At 70.5% G+C, this 14273-nt stretch carries 18 protein-coding genes and 1 riboswitch; of the genes, 5 read left to right on the forward strand and 13 right to left on the reverse strand.

The genetic code is table 11. The features are described 5' to 3' along the window. Window positions 1-95 precede the first annotated feature (95 nt). Window positions 96-776 carry an HAD family hydrolase gene (locus LR393_RS30020; RefSeq protein ID WP_231488440.1) on the forward strand — a complete coding sequence of 227 codons (681 nt, stop codon included), beginning with the start codon at window positions 96-98 and terminating at the stop codon, window positions 774-776. On the opposite strand, the gene LR393_RS30025 is transcribed toward LR393_RS30020, so the two are convergent. Both LR393_RS30025 and LR393_RS36755 read right to left on the reverse strand, forming a co-directional pair. Continuing rightward, a complete protein-coding gene (locus LR393_RS30025; RefSeq protein WP_231488442.1) occupies window positions 761-925 on the reverse strand; it encodes a hypothetical protein in 165 nt (54 codons plus the stop codon). The genes LR393_RS30020 and LR393_RS30025 overlap by 16 nt on opposite strands. Before the next feature lie 154 nt (window positions 926-1079). Then, on the reverse strand, window positions 1080-1859 hold the full coding sequence (locus LR393_RS36755) for a L,D-transpeptidase (RefSeq protein WP_231488443.1): 780 nt from the start codon (window positions 1857-1859) through the stop codon (window positions 1080-1082). Here LR393_RS36755 and LR393_RS30035 point away from each other — a divergent pair. Then, complete coding sequence (locus LR393_RS30035; RefSeq protein ID WP_231488444.1) at window positions 1854-2240, forward strand: hypothetical protein; 387 nt, start codon at window positions 1854-1856, stop codon at window positions 2238-2240. The genes LR393_RS36755 and LR393_RS30035 overlap by 6 nt on opposite strands. A gap of 102 nt (window positions 2241-2342) precedes the next feature. On the opposite strand, the gene LR393_RS30040 is transcribed toward LR393_RS30035, so the two are convergent. The 5 genes from LR393_RS30040 to LR393_RS30060 all read right to left on the reverse strand — a co-directional run bounded on the left by LR393_RS30040 (window position 2343) and on the right by LR393_RS30060 (window position 5854). Further along, window positions 2343-2918 carry a hypothetical protein gene (locus tag LR393_RS30040; RefSeq protein ID WP_231488445.1) on the reverse strand — a complete coding sequence of 192 codons (576 nt, stop codon included), beginning with the start codon at window positions 2916-2918 and terminating at the stop codon, window positions 2343-2345. Further along, on the reverse strand, window positions 2915-3571 hold the full coding sequence (locus LR393_RS30045; RefSeq protein ID WP_231488446.1) for a SigE family RNA polymerase sigma factor: 657 nt from the start codon (window positions 3569-3571) through the stop codon (window positions 2915-2917). The genes LR393_RS30040 and LR393_RS30045 overlap by 4 nt, the downstream gene beginning before the upstream one ends. 35 nt (window positions 3572-3606) lie before the next feature. Continuing rightward, on the reverse strand, window positions 3607-4098 hold the full coding sequence (locus tag LR393_RS30050; RefSeq protein ID WP_231488447.1) for an FBP domain-containing protein: 492 nt from the start codon (window positions 4096-4098) through the stop codon (window positions 3607-3609). 231 nt (window positions 4099-4329) lie between these two features. After that, window positions 4330-5052 carry a hypothetical protein gene (locus tag LR393_RS30055; protein ID WP_231488448.1) on the reverse strand — a complete coding sequence of 241 codons (723 nt, stop codon included), beginning with the start codon at window positions 5050-5052 and terminating at the stop codon, window positions 4330-4332. A gap of 64 nt (window positions 5053-5116) precedes the next feature. Then, window positions 5117-5854, reverse strand: coding sequence for a metallophosphoesterase (locus LR393_RS30060; RefSeq protein WP_231488450.1), 738 nt, complete (start codon window positions 5852-5854; stop codon window positions 5117-5119). 137 nt (window positions 5855-5991) lie between these two features. After that, a riboswitch (glycine riboswitch) is annotated at window positions 5992-6106 on the forward strand. 151 nt (window positions 6107-6257) lie between these two features. Between LR393_RS30060 and gcvT the strand changes: the two genes are divergently transcribed. Next, complete coding sequence (gene gcvT / locus LR393_RS30065; RefSeq protein WP_231488452.1) at window positions 6258-7376, forward strand: glycine cleavage system aminomethyltransferase GcvT; 1119 nt, start codon at window positions 6258-6260, stop codon at window positions 7374-7376. A gap of 26 nt (window positions 7377-7402) precedes the next feature. Then, window positions 7403-7789 carry a glycine cleavage system protein GcvH gene (gene gcvH, locus LR393_RS30070; RefSeq protein ID WP_231488453.1) on the forward strand — a complete coding sequence of 129 codons (387 nt, stop codon included), beginning with the start codon at window positions 7403-7405 and terminating at the stop codon, window positions 7787-7789. A gap of 161 nt (window positions 7790-7950) precedes the next feature. Here the strand turns inward: gcvH and LR393_RS30075 are convergent, their stop codons facing one another. The 4 genes from LR393_RS30075 to LR393_RS30090 all read right to left on the reverse strand — a co-directional run bounded on the left by LR393_RS30075 (window position 7951) and on the right by LR393_RS30090 (window position 10792). After that, complete coding sequence (locus LR393_RS30075; RefSeq protein WP_231488454.1) at window positions 7951-8649, reverse strand: hypothetical protein; 699 nt, start codon at window positions 8647-8649, stop codon at window positions 7951-7953. Continuing rightward, on the reverse strand, window positions 8646-9551 hold the full coding sequence (locus tag LR393_RS30080) for an ABC transporter ATP-binding protein (protein WP_231488456.1): 906 nt from the start codon (window positions 9549-9551) through the stop codon (window positions 8646-8648). The genes LR393_RS30075 and LR393_RS30080 overlap by 4 nt, the downstream gene beginning before the upstream one ends. Further along, entirely contained in the window at window positions 9548-9925 is a 378-nt protein-coding gene (locus LR393_RS30085) for a GntR family transcriptional regulator (RefSeq protein ID WP_231488458.1), read from the reverse strand. Before LR393_RS30085 ends, LR393_RS30080 begins: the two co-directional genes overlap by 4 nt. Before the next feature lie 348 nt (window positions 9926-10273). Next, on the reverse strand, window positions 10274-10792 hold the full coding sequence (locus tag LR393_RS30090) for a MarR family winged helix-turn-helix transcriptional regulator (RefSeq protein WP_231488459.1): 519 nt from the start codon (window positions 10790-10792) through the stop codon (window positions 10274-10276). Between the two features lie 107 nt (window positions 10793-10899). Between LR393_RS30090 and LR393_RS30095 the strand changes: the two genes are divergently transcribed. Beyond that, window positions 10900-12132: an MFS transporter gene (locus tag LR393_RS30095; protein ID WP_231488461.1), complete on the forward strand. Its 1233-nt coding sequence runs from the start codon at window positions 10900-10902 to the stop codon at window positions 12130-12132. On the opposite strand, the gene LR393_RS30100 is transcribed toward LR393_RS30095, so the two are convergent. After that, window positions 12108-13628 (reverse strand): precorrin-2 C(20)-methyltransferase, encoded by a 1521-nt coding sequence (locus LR393_RS30100; RefSeq protein ID WP_231488464.1) that lies wholly within the window; start codon window positions 13626-13628, stop codon window positions 12108-12110. The two genes, LR393_RS30095 and LR393_RS30100, sit on opposite strands and share 25 nt — an antisense overlap. Beyond that, complete coding sequence (locus LR393_RS30105; protein WP_231488466.1) at window positions 13625-14272, reverse strand: precorrin-8X methylmutase; 648 nt, start codon at window positions 14270-14272, stop codon at window positions 13625-13627. Before LR393_RS30105 ends, LR393_RS30100 begins: the two co-directional genes overlap by 4 nt. Window position 14273 lies beyond the last annotated feature (1 nt).

A 14273-nucleotide genomic window follows, 5' to 3' on the forward strand; every position in this document is an offset into this window, starting at 1 on the left:
CCGGCGCCGGGGATACCCGCGCGTACAGAACCGGTCTCGGAAGAACGGCCGATGCCACCGCCACGTACTCCGCCGCGCGTTCTAAGCTGCCGGTCATGGCTCCTGAACAGCGTCTGCCGGAACTCGCCGCCGCGACGAAGTACGTACTGCTCGACTTCGACGGTCCGGTCTGCGACCTCTTCGGGGTGCTGGCACCCGACGTGATCGCCGCCTCCCTGCTCGACGAGCTGGAGGTCATCGTGGGCGGTCCGGTGGACGAGGAACTGGCCGACATCGACGACCCGCTCGACCTGCTCGACGGGGTCAGTGAGATCTACCCGGAACTGACCGGGCGGGTGGACGCGTCGGTGCGCGACGCCGAGGTGGACGCGGCCGCCCTGGCCCCGGTGACGCCCGGGGCCGTGGAGTTCCTCCAGGCCTGTGCGGCGAGCGGGCGGCCGGTGGCGATCGTCAGCAACAACGGCGCCGAGGCGGTGCGGGCCCTGCTGGAACTACACGGGCTCAGCGACCTGGTGCAGCACGTGGAGGGCCGTAACCCGGACCCCCGCCTGATGAAGCCCGACCCCACGCCCCTGCTCCAGGCCATGCGGGCGCTGGGGGCCGATCCCGCGAGCACCACGATGATCGGCGACTCCTCCAGCGACATCCTCGCCGCCCGGGCCGCCGCGGTGGAGGCCATCGCGCTGCTCACCCTCGCGCCGGACCACTCCGAGCAGCCGTGGGTGGGCGACATGGACACCCTGGCGGAACTGTTCGGGGCTCAGTCCCTGCCGTAGAAGCTGTTCAGCTGGGTGTCGAGGTAGGCCAGGTCGGGGTGGGCCCGCAGATCGGCGCCGAGTTCGTGCACCCGCACCCGCGCCGAGAAGACTTCCAGCTTGTGGGCGCAGGTCTCGAGAGTGCTGGCCATGCGGTCGAGTTCGTCCATGGCTCAATCATGTACGGCCGGTAGTTGAAGGTCACGGTTACCCGGCCGGATGCACCCACCCGGCGCAACCGGATCCCGGCCGGAGCAGCGGAAGTGGTGCCCACCTCACCCAGATGGCTCCTTCCCGGCCGGGATCCGCTGTCGTCCGGAACGTCTACGCCTGGATCACGATCGGGGAGCCCAGCGGGACGGTCCGCGCCAGCTCGGTGATCACGTCGTTGGCGATCCGGATGCAGCCGTGGCTCACGTCGCGCCCGATCAGATCGGGCCGGTTCGTGCCGTGCAGGCCCAGCTGCCCGGGGCCGCCCGCGTAGCTCGTCAGCGCGTCCGAGTGCGCTGACAGCCCGAAAGCGTAGGGACCGTAGCCACCTTCCGGGTTCGGGGGCCGGATCAGCTCGGCCAGGTAGTACTCCCCCGGCGGGGTCGGCGTGGTGGATTTGCCCACCCCGATCGGGTAGTGCCTCACCCGCACGCCCTTCTCGATCAGGTCCAGACGGTGCTCGTCCATCGAGACCACGAGCCGGTACGGGGTGGTCGAGAGGGTCACGTCCTCGACGGGGATCCAGCCGGTCGCACCGTTGGGTCGGGTCGGCAGGTGCACCTTCAGCCAGTCGCCCTTCTGCGCCGTCACGAGAAAGGTCAGCGGACCCGCGCCCTGGCGGATCTTCTTGCTCACCGGGCCGTTCGCCGTGCGGTGGACCGCGATCTGGGTCCCGGTCGCGGTGGCCACCAGGCTCCAGCCGCGGTCGAGTTGGTCAAAAGCGGTCTTCGGGACGATCCGACTGGCATCCGTGGACACCTGGGTCGCGGGGGTGGTCGCCGTCGAGGTGGACGGGGACGACGAGCACGCCGTCAGGAGGGCGATGGCGATCAGGAGCGGGGCACCCCGCCGGACACGAGGCCCGGCGAGGTGACCACGGGAGTTCGAGTGCACCTGGTTCAGCCGGTGAAGTCGGGGTTCGCCGGTACCGGCCGGGCCGGGCGGGCCGCGGGTGCCGGTTCCAGCGGGGACGTCGCGGGCTTCCTGGTCGCGGCGGTGGGGGCGGGAGCGGTCAGCGGCTTCTTCCGGCCGTCGGTGGTCGCCGTGGGCACCGGCGTCGGCTCTTCCGTCGAGACCGGCTCCTGGGTGGTCTGCACAGCGGTCGTCGCCGGGGTCGGGGCTTCGGTCGTCGCCGTCGTCGGAACGGCCTGGACCGGCTTCGTGTCGTGGCCGACCGCCAGGGCCGTGCTCGACACCCCGAACACCAGTCCGCCGGCCATCAGCACCGCTGCCACGAGTTTCATCCTGCGCACGGTCTTCCTCCTCGTCCGGTGACCGGGGCGGGGCCGGACGGGCCGGCCGCTGCGCACCACGATCACTCCTTCCAACGACTCCCGATGACGGGGAAAGGTTGTGTCTCCGAGGAAAATTCGTAGATCAGGACGATGCGGTGGTCTCGGCCGGACTGTCGGTGCCCGTCACCGGCAGGGTGGGCTCCTGCGTGGACGGCGGCGTCGGCTCGAGCGTGACGGCCGGCTCCTGGGTGGGCGTGGCCGGGGTGGCCGCCGCCGTCGCGGTGACCTCGGCCTTCGACGTCGCCCGCGTCATGGAGCCCCGGGGCGCCGATCTCACCGGAGTCGGTGCGATCGGGGACTTCGCAGGCTTGCGCGTGGCCGACGGGTCCGGGACCAGATCGTCGGCCGGGGTCGTGGTCGGAACCGGGTCCACCGTGACCTCGGGGGTCTCGGTCTGGATCACGGAAGGTTCTCCGGCCGGGGCGATGCCCGTGCCCTCGTCCCGGTGCAGCAGCGCGGGTACGGCCAGGAGCACGGCCGCGATCACCCCGGCCATGGCCACCGGCACCATCACCGAGGCCCGCAGCCACGGCGCCCGGCGGCGTCCGCGCAGGCCCTGTCGCAGCCGCTCCCGTGATCCGGCCCGCACCTGGATGTCTCCGAGCTCGTCGTCCAGCTGTCCTCTGAGCCGCTGGGCCAGCTCCTCCTCGTCCGTCATCGCTGTTCCTCCGGTCCGGCCGCGGGCTCGAGCACGGCACGCAGCTTCGCCAGCCCGCGGGAGGCGTACCCCTTGACCGATCCGGGACGCAGCCCGAGGGCGTCCGCCGTTTCCCTCTCCGAAAGATCCAGGTAGTACCGCAACAGCACGACCTCCCGTTCACGCCGCGGCAGCCCCATGATCGCCTCCATCAGCGGCCGCGGCAGCTGAGCCTGCAACGCCGCGTCCTCCGCACTGATCTGGTCGTGCTGCCGCAGACCGGCCAGGCGGAACACCACCGACCGCCGCCGCAACCGCGACCGGGCGCCGTTCACCACGCTGCGGTGCAGGTAACCGACCGCCTCGTCCTTGTCCCGGATCCGGTCCCACCCCGCGTGCACGGCCAGAAAGGCGTCCTGAACCACGTCCTCGGCCGCCGCCGGATCCCCCACCAGCACCGTCGCGACCCGCAGCATCCGCAGCTGATGCCGGTCGAACAGCACCTCGACCGCAGTCTCCGCGTCGAGGGAGGACAGCGCCGGCGAGGCCGCCGGCACCTCACCACCGAAGCCGGGCGAGGTGCCGGCAGACCTGGACGTGACCATCACCCCGCTACGACGCCGGAGGCGCAGAAAAGGTTGTGCGGGCGTCACCCCGTTCGTGGACGGGAGCATGCCGTATCCGGCGCACTCCCGCCCAATTCGGGGAACTACCGTCCCTTCAGCACCGCGCTCACGAAGGCGTACACGTTGAGTTCCAGGGCCTGGATGCGCTGCCCGCGGGCGGCCTCGACGTCGAAGCCCTCGTAGGCCTCGCGTGGGAGCACGCGCACGTTGGCCGGGCACTGGAACCCGGTGCAGACCAGGGTGCCGATCGTGTTGCCGTTGCGACCGGCCGCACCGGCGCGCTTGGCGCTCATGAAGACCACGTCGCTGGGCAGCGTCACGTCTTCACACCAGTTGCACATGGCGCGGCGGCGCACCGCGGCGTCGGCCTGGCGCATGACCACGCCGACCAGCTCGTCGTCGATCTCGGCGAGGACGTAGCCCATGGCCGGGGTCTTCCGGTCGCGCCAGCCCAGGTACTCCAGGCGGTCCCAGTCCAGCGCGGCGAAGTTCTCGGGCAGGACGAGTTCCTTGCGCTCGCGCAGCGTGGAATTCACGAAGGACGTGCGGATCTGCTTCTCGGTAAGGGAACGCACAGCTATGACCTCAAAGTCCGGGGCCCCGCGCAGAGTGCGGGGTGATGTGTCAGAAGGTGGGATCGACCTGCGTACAGGCCGGAACACGCGTGCCGGCAAAAGGGGCACACGTCTGGTCACCGATTGAGGGCAGAGCTACCTCGTGCCGGCGCTGAGCGCGCCGACTACCTCCAGACGCCACAGGGGCGCAGAGCACGAGTAGGTTCCAGACACGAGAGGTGATCCTACGCCTCACATCGCCGTGCTGTGATCCTCCGGGTGCGCATCCGTGCCGCCCGGCAGGTCGAAGTCCGCGACCGGGAGCTGCGCGGCGTCCAGCACGAACAGCAGCGACTTGTTCATCCGGCGGATCGGTACCAGGGCGTTCTCGTCGTTCACCGCGACCAGCGGCCGACCGTCCTTCTGCAGGGTCGTGGCATTGCGGGCCGCGTCCCGGGCCAGGATGTTCACGGCGTCGACCAGGTCGGCGCGGGCCTCCGAGGTCACCTCGGCGACGTTGTTCACCTCGGACAACGACGCGCTCAGCGACCGCATCCGGCGGGCCACCCGTCGCAGCTGCGCGATCTGCTCGGCCGGCGAGGCACCGTCCGCCACGTCCTTGCTCGCCTGCTGCATGACCGGCAGGTACTCCCGCTCCGCCGCGAAGAACGTCTCCCGGCTCACCAGCAGCTCCTGCAGCGGGGGCAGGATCTGCTCCTGCACCTGTTCCAGGCCGGCCGCGTCCCGATCCGCCTGGCTCTGCGCGCCGATCACACCGAGCATCCGCAGCATGCCCACGACCAGGGCCAGCACGATCACCGCCGACCCGAGCATCAGCAGCAGACGACGCCGCCGCACCGGGTCGCGCCGGGGCGACTCGCCGGCGATGTCGTGCACCAGCACGCCGGCGGCTGTGGGCGGCGTCTGCGGCGGGGCCTCGGGGGCCACCCCGGTGCTCGTGTCGGTCGAGCTCATGCGCAGCACATCGGCGCGAGGGCCGGTCGGGGTGAATCCCGGGGCCGGGGTTGCTCCGAACGGGTCAGAGCGCCCGGAAGTGGGTCACCAGGCGGCCGTCGTCGTCGAGCACGTGCAGGGCGTAGCCGGGCGGGCTGTCGAGTTCGTACGAACCCCGCTGCTCGACCGGCAGCCGCGAGGTCGAGACGCAGCCCGGGGCTCCCACCAGAGGGCGCCCGGCGAACGTGGTGACGAACCCGGTGTGGGCGTGACCGCAGAGCAGGGCGGCCACCTCCGGGTGGGCCGAGACGATCCCGGCCAGGCGCATCTCGCCGATCTGCCGGATCCGGTCGACCCCCGGGATGTGGAGCACGGCCGGCGGGTGGTGGAAGGCGATCAGCGCGCGCCGGTCCGGATCCCGGTCGGCCAGCGCCGACTTCAGCCACTCCAGCGTGGGCCCGCTGAGCTCGCCGCCGCTCTGGCCGGGAATCGTGCTGTCGCACAGCAGGAAATCGGTGTCGCCCACGGCGATCGCCTGGTTCAGTTCGTGTTTCGGTGAAGGACGAGCGAGCAGGGCGGGCCCGAAGTGCTCACGGACGTCGTGGTTGCCGGGGAGGGTCAGGACGGGCACCTCGAACCGGGCGAGCAGGTCACGCACCACGGCGTACTCCTGCGGGGTGCCGTGGTCGGCGATGTCGCCGGTGACCAGCACGGCGTCGAGGCCGGCCATCGGCCGCACCGCGTCGATCAGCCGCCGGGCCCGGTCCGTCGCCCGTTCGCCGAGGTCGATGTGCAGGTCACTGAGGTGTGCGAAGGTGATCACCAGGAAATCGTGACGCGGCACACAGACCGGGCAAAGAGCCGGTGCACCGGCACTGGCCTGCCCGATCTCACACGTGTCCCGGTTGATGACCACGGACGGCCCGGGCTACCTTTGCCAGCCCTAACTGAATATGCCGTCGACGCGCGACGGGAGAGCCTCCCTGCCGGGCACCGGATCGTGAACCGGCCAGGGGGCGCCGTAGGAGCAACGCCTCCCCAGGAATCTCTCAGGCCCAGATACCGTCGCGACGAGGCAACTCTGGAGAAATCCGGCCCGATGCCGGTTTACCGAAGGTGAAGTGCCGTGCACCCCGCGGCCAAGCTCTCAGGTCCCAGGACAGAGCGGGGAGGAATCGCCAGACCTGCGCGCGCGTGTGCGCGGGCCGGATTCCGGAAGGCACCGCATGTCCTCACCAGCATCTGCCCGGCCGACGCCCCTGAACGAGGTGCACGTGGCGCTGGGTGCGCGGCTCACCGACTTCGCCGGCTGGAACATGCCGCTGAAGTACACCAGTGAGCTCGCCGAGCACCAGGCCGTGCGCACCACGGTGGGCCTGTTCGACCTCAGCCACATGGGCGAGATCCGCGTGAGCGGTCCGCAGGCCGGGGCCGCTCTCGACCACGCGCTGGTGGGCCGGCTCTCCGCGATCAAGCCCGGGCGCGCGAAGTACTCGCTGCTGTGCGACGCGAACGGCGGCATCCTCGACGACCTGGTGACCTACAAGATCGCCGACGACGAGTTCCTGGTCATCGCCAACGCCTCGAACACCGGTGTCGTGCTCGCCGCCCTGACCGACCGCGTCCTCGATTTCGACGCGACCGTGACCGACGAGACCGGGCAGACCGCCCTGATCGCCGCGCAGGGTCCCGCCTCGCAGGCCGTGATCCAGTCACTGGCCGACGACCAGGACGCGCGGGACGCCGTCGCCGCCCTGCGCTACTACGCCTGCATGCCCGCCCGGATCGCCGGGCTGGACGTGCTGCTCGCCCGCACCGGCTACACCGGTGAGGACGGGTTCGAGGTGTACGTGGCCGCGGACGACGCCGTGAGGCTCTGGAACGCGCTGTACCCCGCGACCGAGGCCGCGGGGGGCCGCGCGGCCGGTCTGGCCTGCCGCGACACCCTCCGCCTGGAGGCCGGGATGCCGCTGTACGGCAACGAACTCAGCCTCGAGACCGACCCGTACGCGGCCCGTCTGGGCCGGGTCGTGCAGCTGGACAAGACGTTCGTCGGGCAGGAGGCCCTGGCGCTGGCCGCGCAGGACCAGCCCGCCCGCCTGCTGACCGGACTGACCGGAGAAGGCCGCCGAGCCGCCCGGGCCGGCAACGTCGTCCTCAATTCCGCGGGCGAACCGGTGGGCGTGATCACGTCGGGAGCCCTCTCCCCCACGCTCGGCCGCCCGATCGCCCTGGCCTACGTGGACCGCGACGAGGCCGTCGAGGCCGCCTCGCTGCAGGTGGATGTGCGCGGAACCCTGCTGCCCTTCACCGTCTCCCCGTACCCGTTCTACAAGCGTTCCTGACTTCTCAGGTCAGCAAGGAGTTTCCGATGGCCAACCCGTCACATCTTCTGTATACCGCCGAGCACGAGTGGATTCAGCTCACCCCCGGCGCCGACCTCCCCACCGAGCCGGTGCGCGTGGGCCTGACCACCTTCGCCCTCGACGCCCTGGGCGACGTGGTCTTCGTCGACCTTCCCGAGGTGGGCACCGAGGTCACGGCCGGGGACGCGTGCGGCGAGGTGGAGTCGACCAAGTCGGTCTCCGACCTGTACTCACCCGTCACCGGCACGGTGGCCGCCGTGAACCAGGCGATCATCGACGACCCGGCCCTGATCGCGGCCGACCCGTACGACGCCGGCTGGCTGTTCACGGTGACGCCCGAGGCGACGGCGAAGCTGCTGACGTCGACCGAGTACGAGGCCCTGCTGGACTGAAGGCCTGGGCCCGCGGCCAAGGCCACCGGTCACCGGTCACCGGTCACCGGTCACCGGTCACCGGTCACCGGTCACCGGTCACCGGTCACCCGCGAACAGCCAGTCGCGCAGCACCTTCCGGTCGGGCATCAGCAGTTCCCGCGCCGGCCGGGAGCCGGTGGTCAGGCCGCGACCCGCCGGACCACGGCGTAGGCACCGGCCCCGGCCACCGCCGTGACGATCCACGGGTACCCGGCGAACAGGGCCGAGCTCGGCTGGTCGGCGATCCAGCGACCCAGGGGCGTCCAGGCGTGCGCGGAGAACATGACCACGCAGAACGCCCCGCCGGCGATCAGGGCCACGATCACCGAGGTGTAGACCCCGACCAGACCCCAGCGGGCGTGGATACCGCCGGCCAGAGCCCCCAGCGCGGCCAGGGCCATCATCGGGGCCGCGTACCCCAGCACGGCCACGACCGGATTGCCCTCGCCCAGGCCGAGGGCCCCGAAGAAGGAGAGGCTCATCCACCATCCACCGCTGGCCCGCTCGAGGCCGTACAGCGCGTACAGCACCACCGCCGAGCCGAACGATATCGCCAGGGCGAAGAGCCCGGTGCCGAACAGGTAGGTGCGGCGGGTCAGCCCGAATCCCAGGGCGAACGAGAGCGGCTTGTTCATGGCCTGGATGAAGACCACCGCGGTGGCGATGTAGAGCGCCAGCAGACCGCCGGTGGTGGGGTCCTCGTCGATGCCGTCGCCGGCCTGGATCGTGCCGAAGATCAGAAAATTGACGGCCAGGGCACTGGCCAGCACCGACCACGGAACACTGATGCTCTGGCCACCGACCGTGTGCAGCCTGGCCGCGCTCACCACCCGGTTCATCGTCTCTCTCCCGTCATCGCGCTCTTCACCACGAGGTCTTGCAGGGAAACGGATTCCACGTCGAGGCCGAGGACCCGGGCGTGCTGCGGATCGTCCGCATCGCCCAGCACCGTGACCCGGCTGCGTCCCATCAGCTGCTCCTCGTGCAGCCGGGTCATGGCGTAGGTGAACTTCTCCACCGTGTCGGTCGGCCCACTCACACTGATCGCCCGCCCCCGCAGCGCCTCGGCCTCCTCGTCGATCACCAGCCGCCCCCGGTCGATCACCAGGACGTGCTCGAGCAATCCACTCACCTCGTCGATCAGGTGGGTGGAAAGCAGAATCGTGCGCGGGTTCTCGGCGTAGTCAGCGATCAGCCGGCCGTAGAACAGCTGCCGCGCGGTGGCATCCAGCCCGAGGTAGGGCTCGTCGAACATGGTCAGCGGAGCCCGCGAGGCCAGTCCGGTCACAATGCCCACCGCCGATCGCATGCCCCGCGAGAGCTTACCGATGCGGCGATCGACGGGGAGATCGAACACCTCGACCAGATCGTCGGCGTAGGCCTGATCCCAGTCCGGGTACAGCAACCGGGCCGCCGCCAGGACGTCCTTGATCCGGAAAGCGTCGGGATAGACCTGGTTCTCGGCGGCGAAACAGATACGCCGGGTGACCTCGTCGTTCTCGAACGGGTTCTCACCGAACACGGCCACGCTGCCCGTCGTCGGCTGCGCGTGCCCGGCGAGCATCCGCATCAGCGTGCTCTTACCGGCTCCGTTGCGCCCGAGCAGACCGTAGACGGCGTGGGCGCGCAACGAGAAACTGACCTCGTCGACGGCCGTGAACTTCCCGTACCGCTTGCCCACCCCGCGCACGGCACCCACCTCGGCCGCCCGCAGCGACGGGCGGTTCTCCAGGGCATTCATCGCTTCCCCTCCTGAGTGACGCCTTGCCCCGACTTATCGATCATGTTCTTCAGTTCCTCGGCATCGAACCCCAGCTTCCGGGCCTCACTCACCAGCGGAACCACGAACTGCTCGGCGAACGCGTGGCGTCGCCGTTCCATCAGCACGCCCCGCGCCCCCTCGGCCACGAACATCCCGATCCCCCGTCTTTTCTGCAGAATCCCATCGGAGACAAGCTGATTGACGCCCTTGCCGGCCGTGGCCGGGTTGATGCGATGAAAGGCCGCCAACTCGGTGGTCGACGGAGCCTGGGCCCCTTCGGCGAGTGAACCGTCCACGATCGCGTTCTCCAGCTGCTCCGCGATCTGCAGAAAGATCGGCCGCCCCTCATCCATCGAGGACCCTGTGCTTAGCTGGTTCTTTACTCATGTAACTAACCATGCAACCGGGGCGGGGAACTGTCAACCACCCATGGAGGACGAGGGCGAGCCCCTCCCATCAAGTCACCTCGGGTGCGGGACGGCCGACGGGGCGACGAGGCCGGGAGGAGGGCGCGGCGGGCGCGGAAACAAGAGGGCGAGGAGTCAGCCGTCGGCCAGGACCGAGGCGAAACGGTGACCGAGGCGAACGGCCGGCCGCGGCGAGATGGCTGGCCGCGGCGAGGTGGCTGGCCGCGGCGAGGGCGAACGGGGTGTGGCAGCACGGTTCGGGGGCGACAGGCAGACCCCCTCACCTGTTCGCGATCACGGGAGGTTGGGTGGGGGGTGTTCGTCGGCCACTACGGCCAGTTTGCGGAGCAGGCGGTTCAGGGTGGTGAGCTCTTTCGCCGAGAGGGCGCCCATCAAGCGCTTCTCGGCTTCGCCGCGCTGACGCATCGCCTGGCGCCAGATCGCCACGCCCGCGGTGGTGGCCTCGATGATGATGCTGCGGCGGTCGGTGGGGCTCGGGGTGCGCTTGATCAGGCCGGCCTTCTCCAGGCTGTCGAGGCGGCCGGTCATCCCGGCCGGGGAGACGTCGGCGGCCTCGGCGAGTTCGCGGGGTGAGGCGATGCCCGGGGTATCGCGGATCATCAGGGTGTGCAGGGTCTGGTACTCGAACACCTGGAGCCCGACCGCGGCCGCCGCGTTCTTCACGGAATCCTTCTGGTACTTGGTGAGCCGGGACAGGCGGAAGGTGGCCAGCTCGATCTCGTCGTCGAACTCCACGTCGATCCAGTGATCCCGCCAGCGGGCGACGTGCTGCTCCGCGAAGTCCTCAGCCACCCCTCCAGCCTATCCAAGTGTCATTCTGCGGCGAAAAGTTAGTTGACGAATATTTCGCTGGCGAACTACTTTGAGTCCACGGTCGCAGGGAGAACGGGGTGGGTTTCATGGTGGAGGGTCCGGCCTGGGGGTCGGTGACGTTCCGGTGGTTGCTGGCCGGGCGCACGGTGACGAGTCTGGGGTCGGCGATCGCGCCGGTCGCGCTGGCTCTGGCGGTGCTGCACCTGGGCGGGTCGGCCACCGAGCTGGGGTTCGTGGTGGCGGCGTACGCCCTGGTCGAGGTGCTGACCACGCTGGTCGCGGGGGTGGTGGGTGACCGGTTCTCGCGCACGTTGCTCATGCGGGGCACGGCCGCCGCGTCCGCGCTGGCGCAGGGCTTCGTGGCGGTCGCACTGATCACCGACCGTGCGAGTGTGCCCCTGCTGGCCGTGATGGGCGGGGTGAACGGGGCCCTGGCCGCGCTGGCCAGCCCGGCGTCGCGGGCCGTGGTGCCGCAGACCGTGCCGGCCGCCGCCCTGCCCCATGCCGTCTCGGCGCTGCGCCTGGGTCAGAACACCGCGATGGTCCTGGGTTTCAGTCTGGCCGGGGTGCTCGTCGGGTTCTTCGGGCCGGGCTGGGCCATCGCCGTCGATGCCGCCACCTTCGCGACGGCCGGGCTCTGTTACACCTTCATGCGCGTGGAACCGGTGACCGGCGTCTCCTCGCAGTCGCTGATCGGTGATCTGCGGGCGGGTGCCCGGGAGGTGTTCCGGCACACCTGGTTGTGGGTGCTCATCGGGCAGGCCCTGATGTATCACCTGGTGTACGGCGGGGTGCAGGGCGTGGTCGGGCCGATCGTGATGACCCGCGAATTCGGCGAGCAGGCCTGGGGTCTGTCGCTGGCCGCGCTGATGGTGGGGTTCATGGCCGGTGGGATCATCACCCTGCGGTACCGCCCGCGGCGCCTGCTGTTCGCCGGCACGGCGTTCCTGGCCCTCACCGCCTGTTTCCCGCTGGCGATGGCCCTCGACGTAGCGCTGCCGGTCATCCTGGCCGGCGCCTTCCTGCACGGCCTCGGGCTGGAGATCTTCAGCGTCAACTGGGATCTCGCCATCCAGCAGCAGATCCCACCGGACAAGCTGGCCCGGGTGTTCGCCTTCGACCACCTCGGCTCGTTCGTCATGCGCCCGCTCGGCCTGGCCGTCGCCGGGCCGATCGCCGGGGCGTTCGGCGCGGACACCTGGCTCTACGTCGCCGCCGCGGTGATGACCGGCACCAGTCTTCTGGCCCTGATGCCGGCCTCGGTCCGGGCCCTACGCCGGGAAAGTTCGCATGATCACGGAAGGGTTTCGGCAGGGTAGCGGCGCGGGGTCCAGACCACGGACGAGCCATCGGGTTTCACCGAGAGACGAGTCTGTGACGAGCCGATGATCAGCAGGGTGCGCATGTCGACGGTCTCCGGGTCGAGCTCGCCCAGGGGCACCACCGTCACGGTCTCGGCATCCGAGCCCACCGCCCGGCCGACGATCACCGGGGTCGACGGGTCGCGGTGCCGCAGCACCACGTCGCGAGCCAGGCCGACCTGGGCCCGGCGCTCTTTCGAGGCCGGGTTGTAGATCGCGATCACCAGGTCGGCGGCGGCCACGGCGTCGAGCCGGCTCTCCACCACCGCCCAGGGCTTCAGCCGGTCGGACAGCGAGATCGTGCAGAAGTCGTGGCCCAGCGGCGCACCCGCACGGGCAGCCACGGCCTGGGCCGCACTCACGCCCGGCAGCACCCGCACCGGGACGGCACGGTAAGCAGGCTCGTCGGCCACCTCGAGCACGGCCGAGGCCATCGCGAAGACGCCCGGGTCACCGGAACTCACCACCACCACGCGACGGCCGCGCAGCGCCAGGTCGAGGGCGAACGCGGCGCGCTCCGACTCCACCTTGTTGTCGGAGGAGTGTCGCTCCTGGCGCGGATTGACCGGCACCCGGTTCAGGTAGGTGATGTAGCCGACCAGGTCGTCCGCCACCGAAAGAGCTTGCTGCACCTCGGGTGTGGTCCAGTCCCGCGGACCCGGACCGAGACCGGCGACCACCACCTCACCGACGTGCCCCACCGCGTTCTCAAGCACCCGCAGTTCGGCGGAACCGTCGTTCAGCGGCCCCGGCATGAGCGCGATCGACATGTACGGCACCGCCTCGGGATCCACGTCGGCCAGGGCCGACGTGCGCTGCCGGTCGCTGCTCGCGCGCTCGACGTACCAGGCCCGGTCGAGCTTGCCCGCGGCCTCGAACCCCTCGCGCACCCCCTCGAAGGTGCGGCCGAGCTTCATCACCACGGCGGCGTCGGTGTCGCGCAGCCGCCGGGCCAGCTCCTCTTCCGGCAGCGTTCCCGGCAGCACGGTGAGCACCTCGTCGCGCTCCACCAGAGGCCGCCCCAGAGCGGCCGCAGCCGCACTGAAAGACGTGATACCGGGCACCACCTCGGCCGGGAAACGGTGGGCCAGACGCTTGTGCATATGCATGTACGACCCGTAGAACAGCGGGTCGCCCTCGGCCAGCACCACCACGTCGCGCCCGGCCTCCAGATGGACGGCCAGGCGTTCGGCCGCAGCGGCGTAGAACTCGTCCATCGCCCCCTGGTAACCGCCCGGGTGGTCGGTGGTCTCGGTGGTGACCGGGTAGACCAGCGGCTCTTCGATCTGGCCTTCGCGCAGGTACGGCTCGGCGATGCCGCGGGCGATGCTGCGGCCGTGCCGCGCGCTGTGGTAGGCGATCACGTCGGCGGCCCCGATCAGCCGAACCGCCTTGACGCTGACCAGTTCCGGGTCGCCCGGGCCGAGCCCGACGCCGTAGAGGGTGCCGCTCATTCCTTCTCGCTCGCGATCGCGTTGACGGCGCCGACGGTCATGGCGCTGCCCCCGCGCCGACCGTGCACCACGACGTACTCCAGCCCGAGGGGATTGGCGCTCAGGGCCCGTTTCGACTCCGCGGCGCCGATGAAGCCGACCGGGATGCCGAGGATCGCGGCCGGGCGCGGGGCACCGTCGCGGATCAGTTCCAGCAGGCGGAACAGCGCGGTCGGGGCGTTGCCGATCGCCACCACGCTGCCCTCCAGCTTGTCGGCCCAGAGGTCGATCGCGGCGGCGCTGCGCGTGGTACTCAGCTGCGCGGCCAGCTCGGGCACCCCGGGAACGTTCAGCGTGCAGACGATCTCGTTGTCGGCGGGCAGCCGGGAGCGGGTGATGCCACTGGCCACCATCTGCGCGTCGCAGAGCACCGGGGCTCCGTCGAGCAGGGCCTGCCGGGCCACCGTGACGGCGTCCGGGCTGTAGGCGAAGTCTTTCGTCAGATCGGTCATCCCGGACGAATGGATCATCCGGACCACCACCCGGGCCACGTCGTCGGGCAACCCGGCGAGATCGGCCTCGCGGCGGATGGTGGCGAACGACTCCCGGTAGATCTGCGCGCCGTCCGCCTCGTAAGTGCCTGGCCAGGCGGTGGTCTCGCTCACG

Source organism: Kineosporia mesophila (assembly GCF_021129235.1).
Lineage (GTDB): Bacteria > Actinomycetota > Actinomycetes > Actinomycetales > Kineosporiaceae > Kineosporia > Kineosporia mesophila.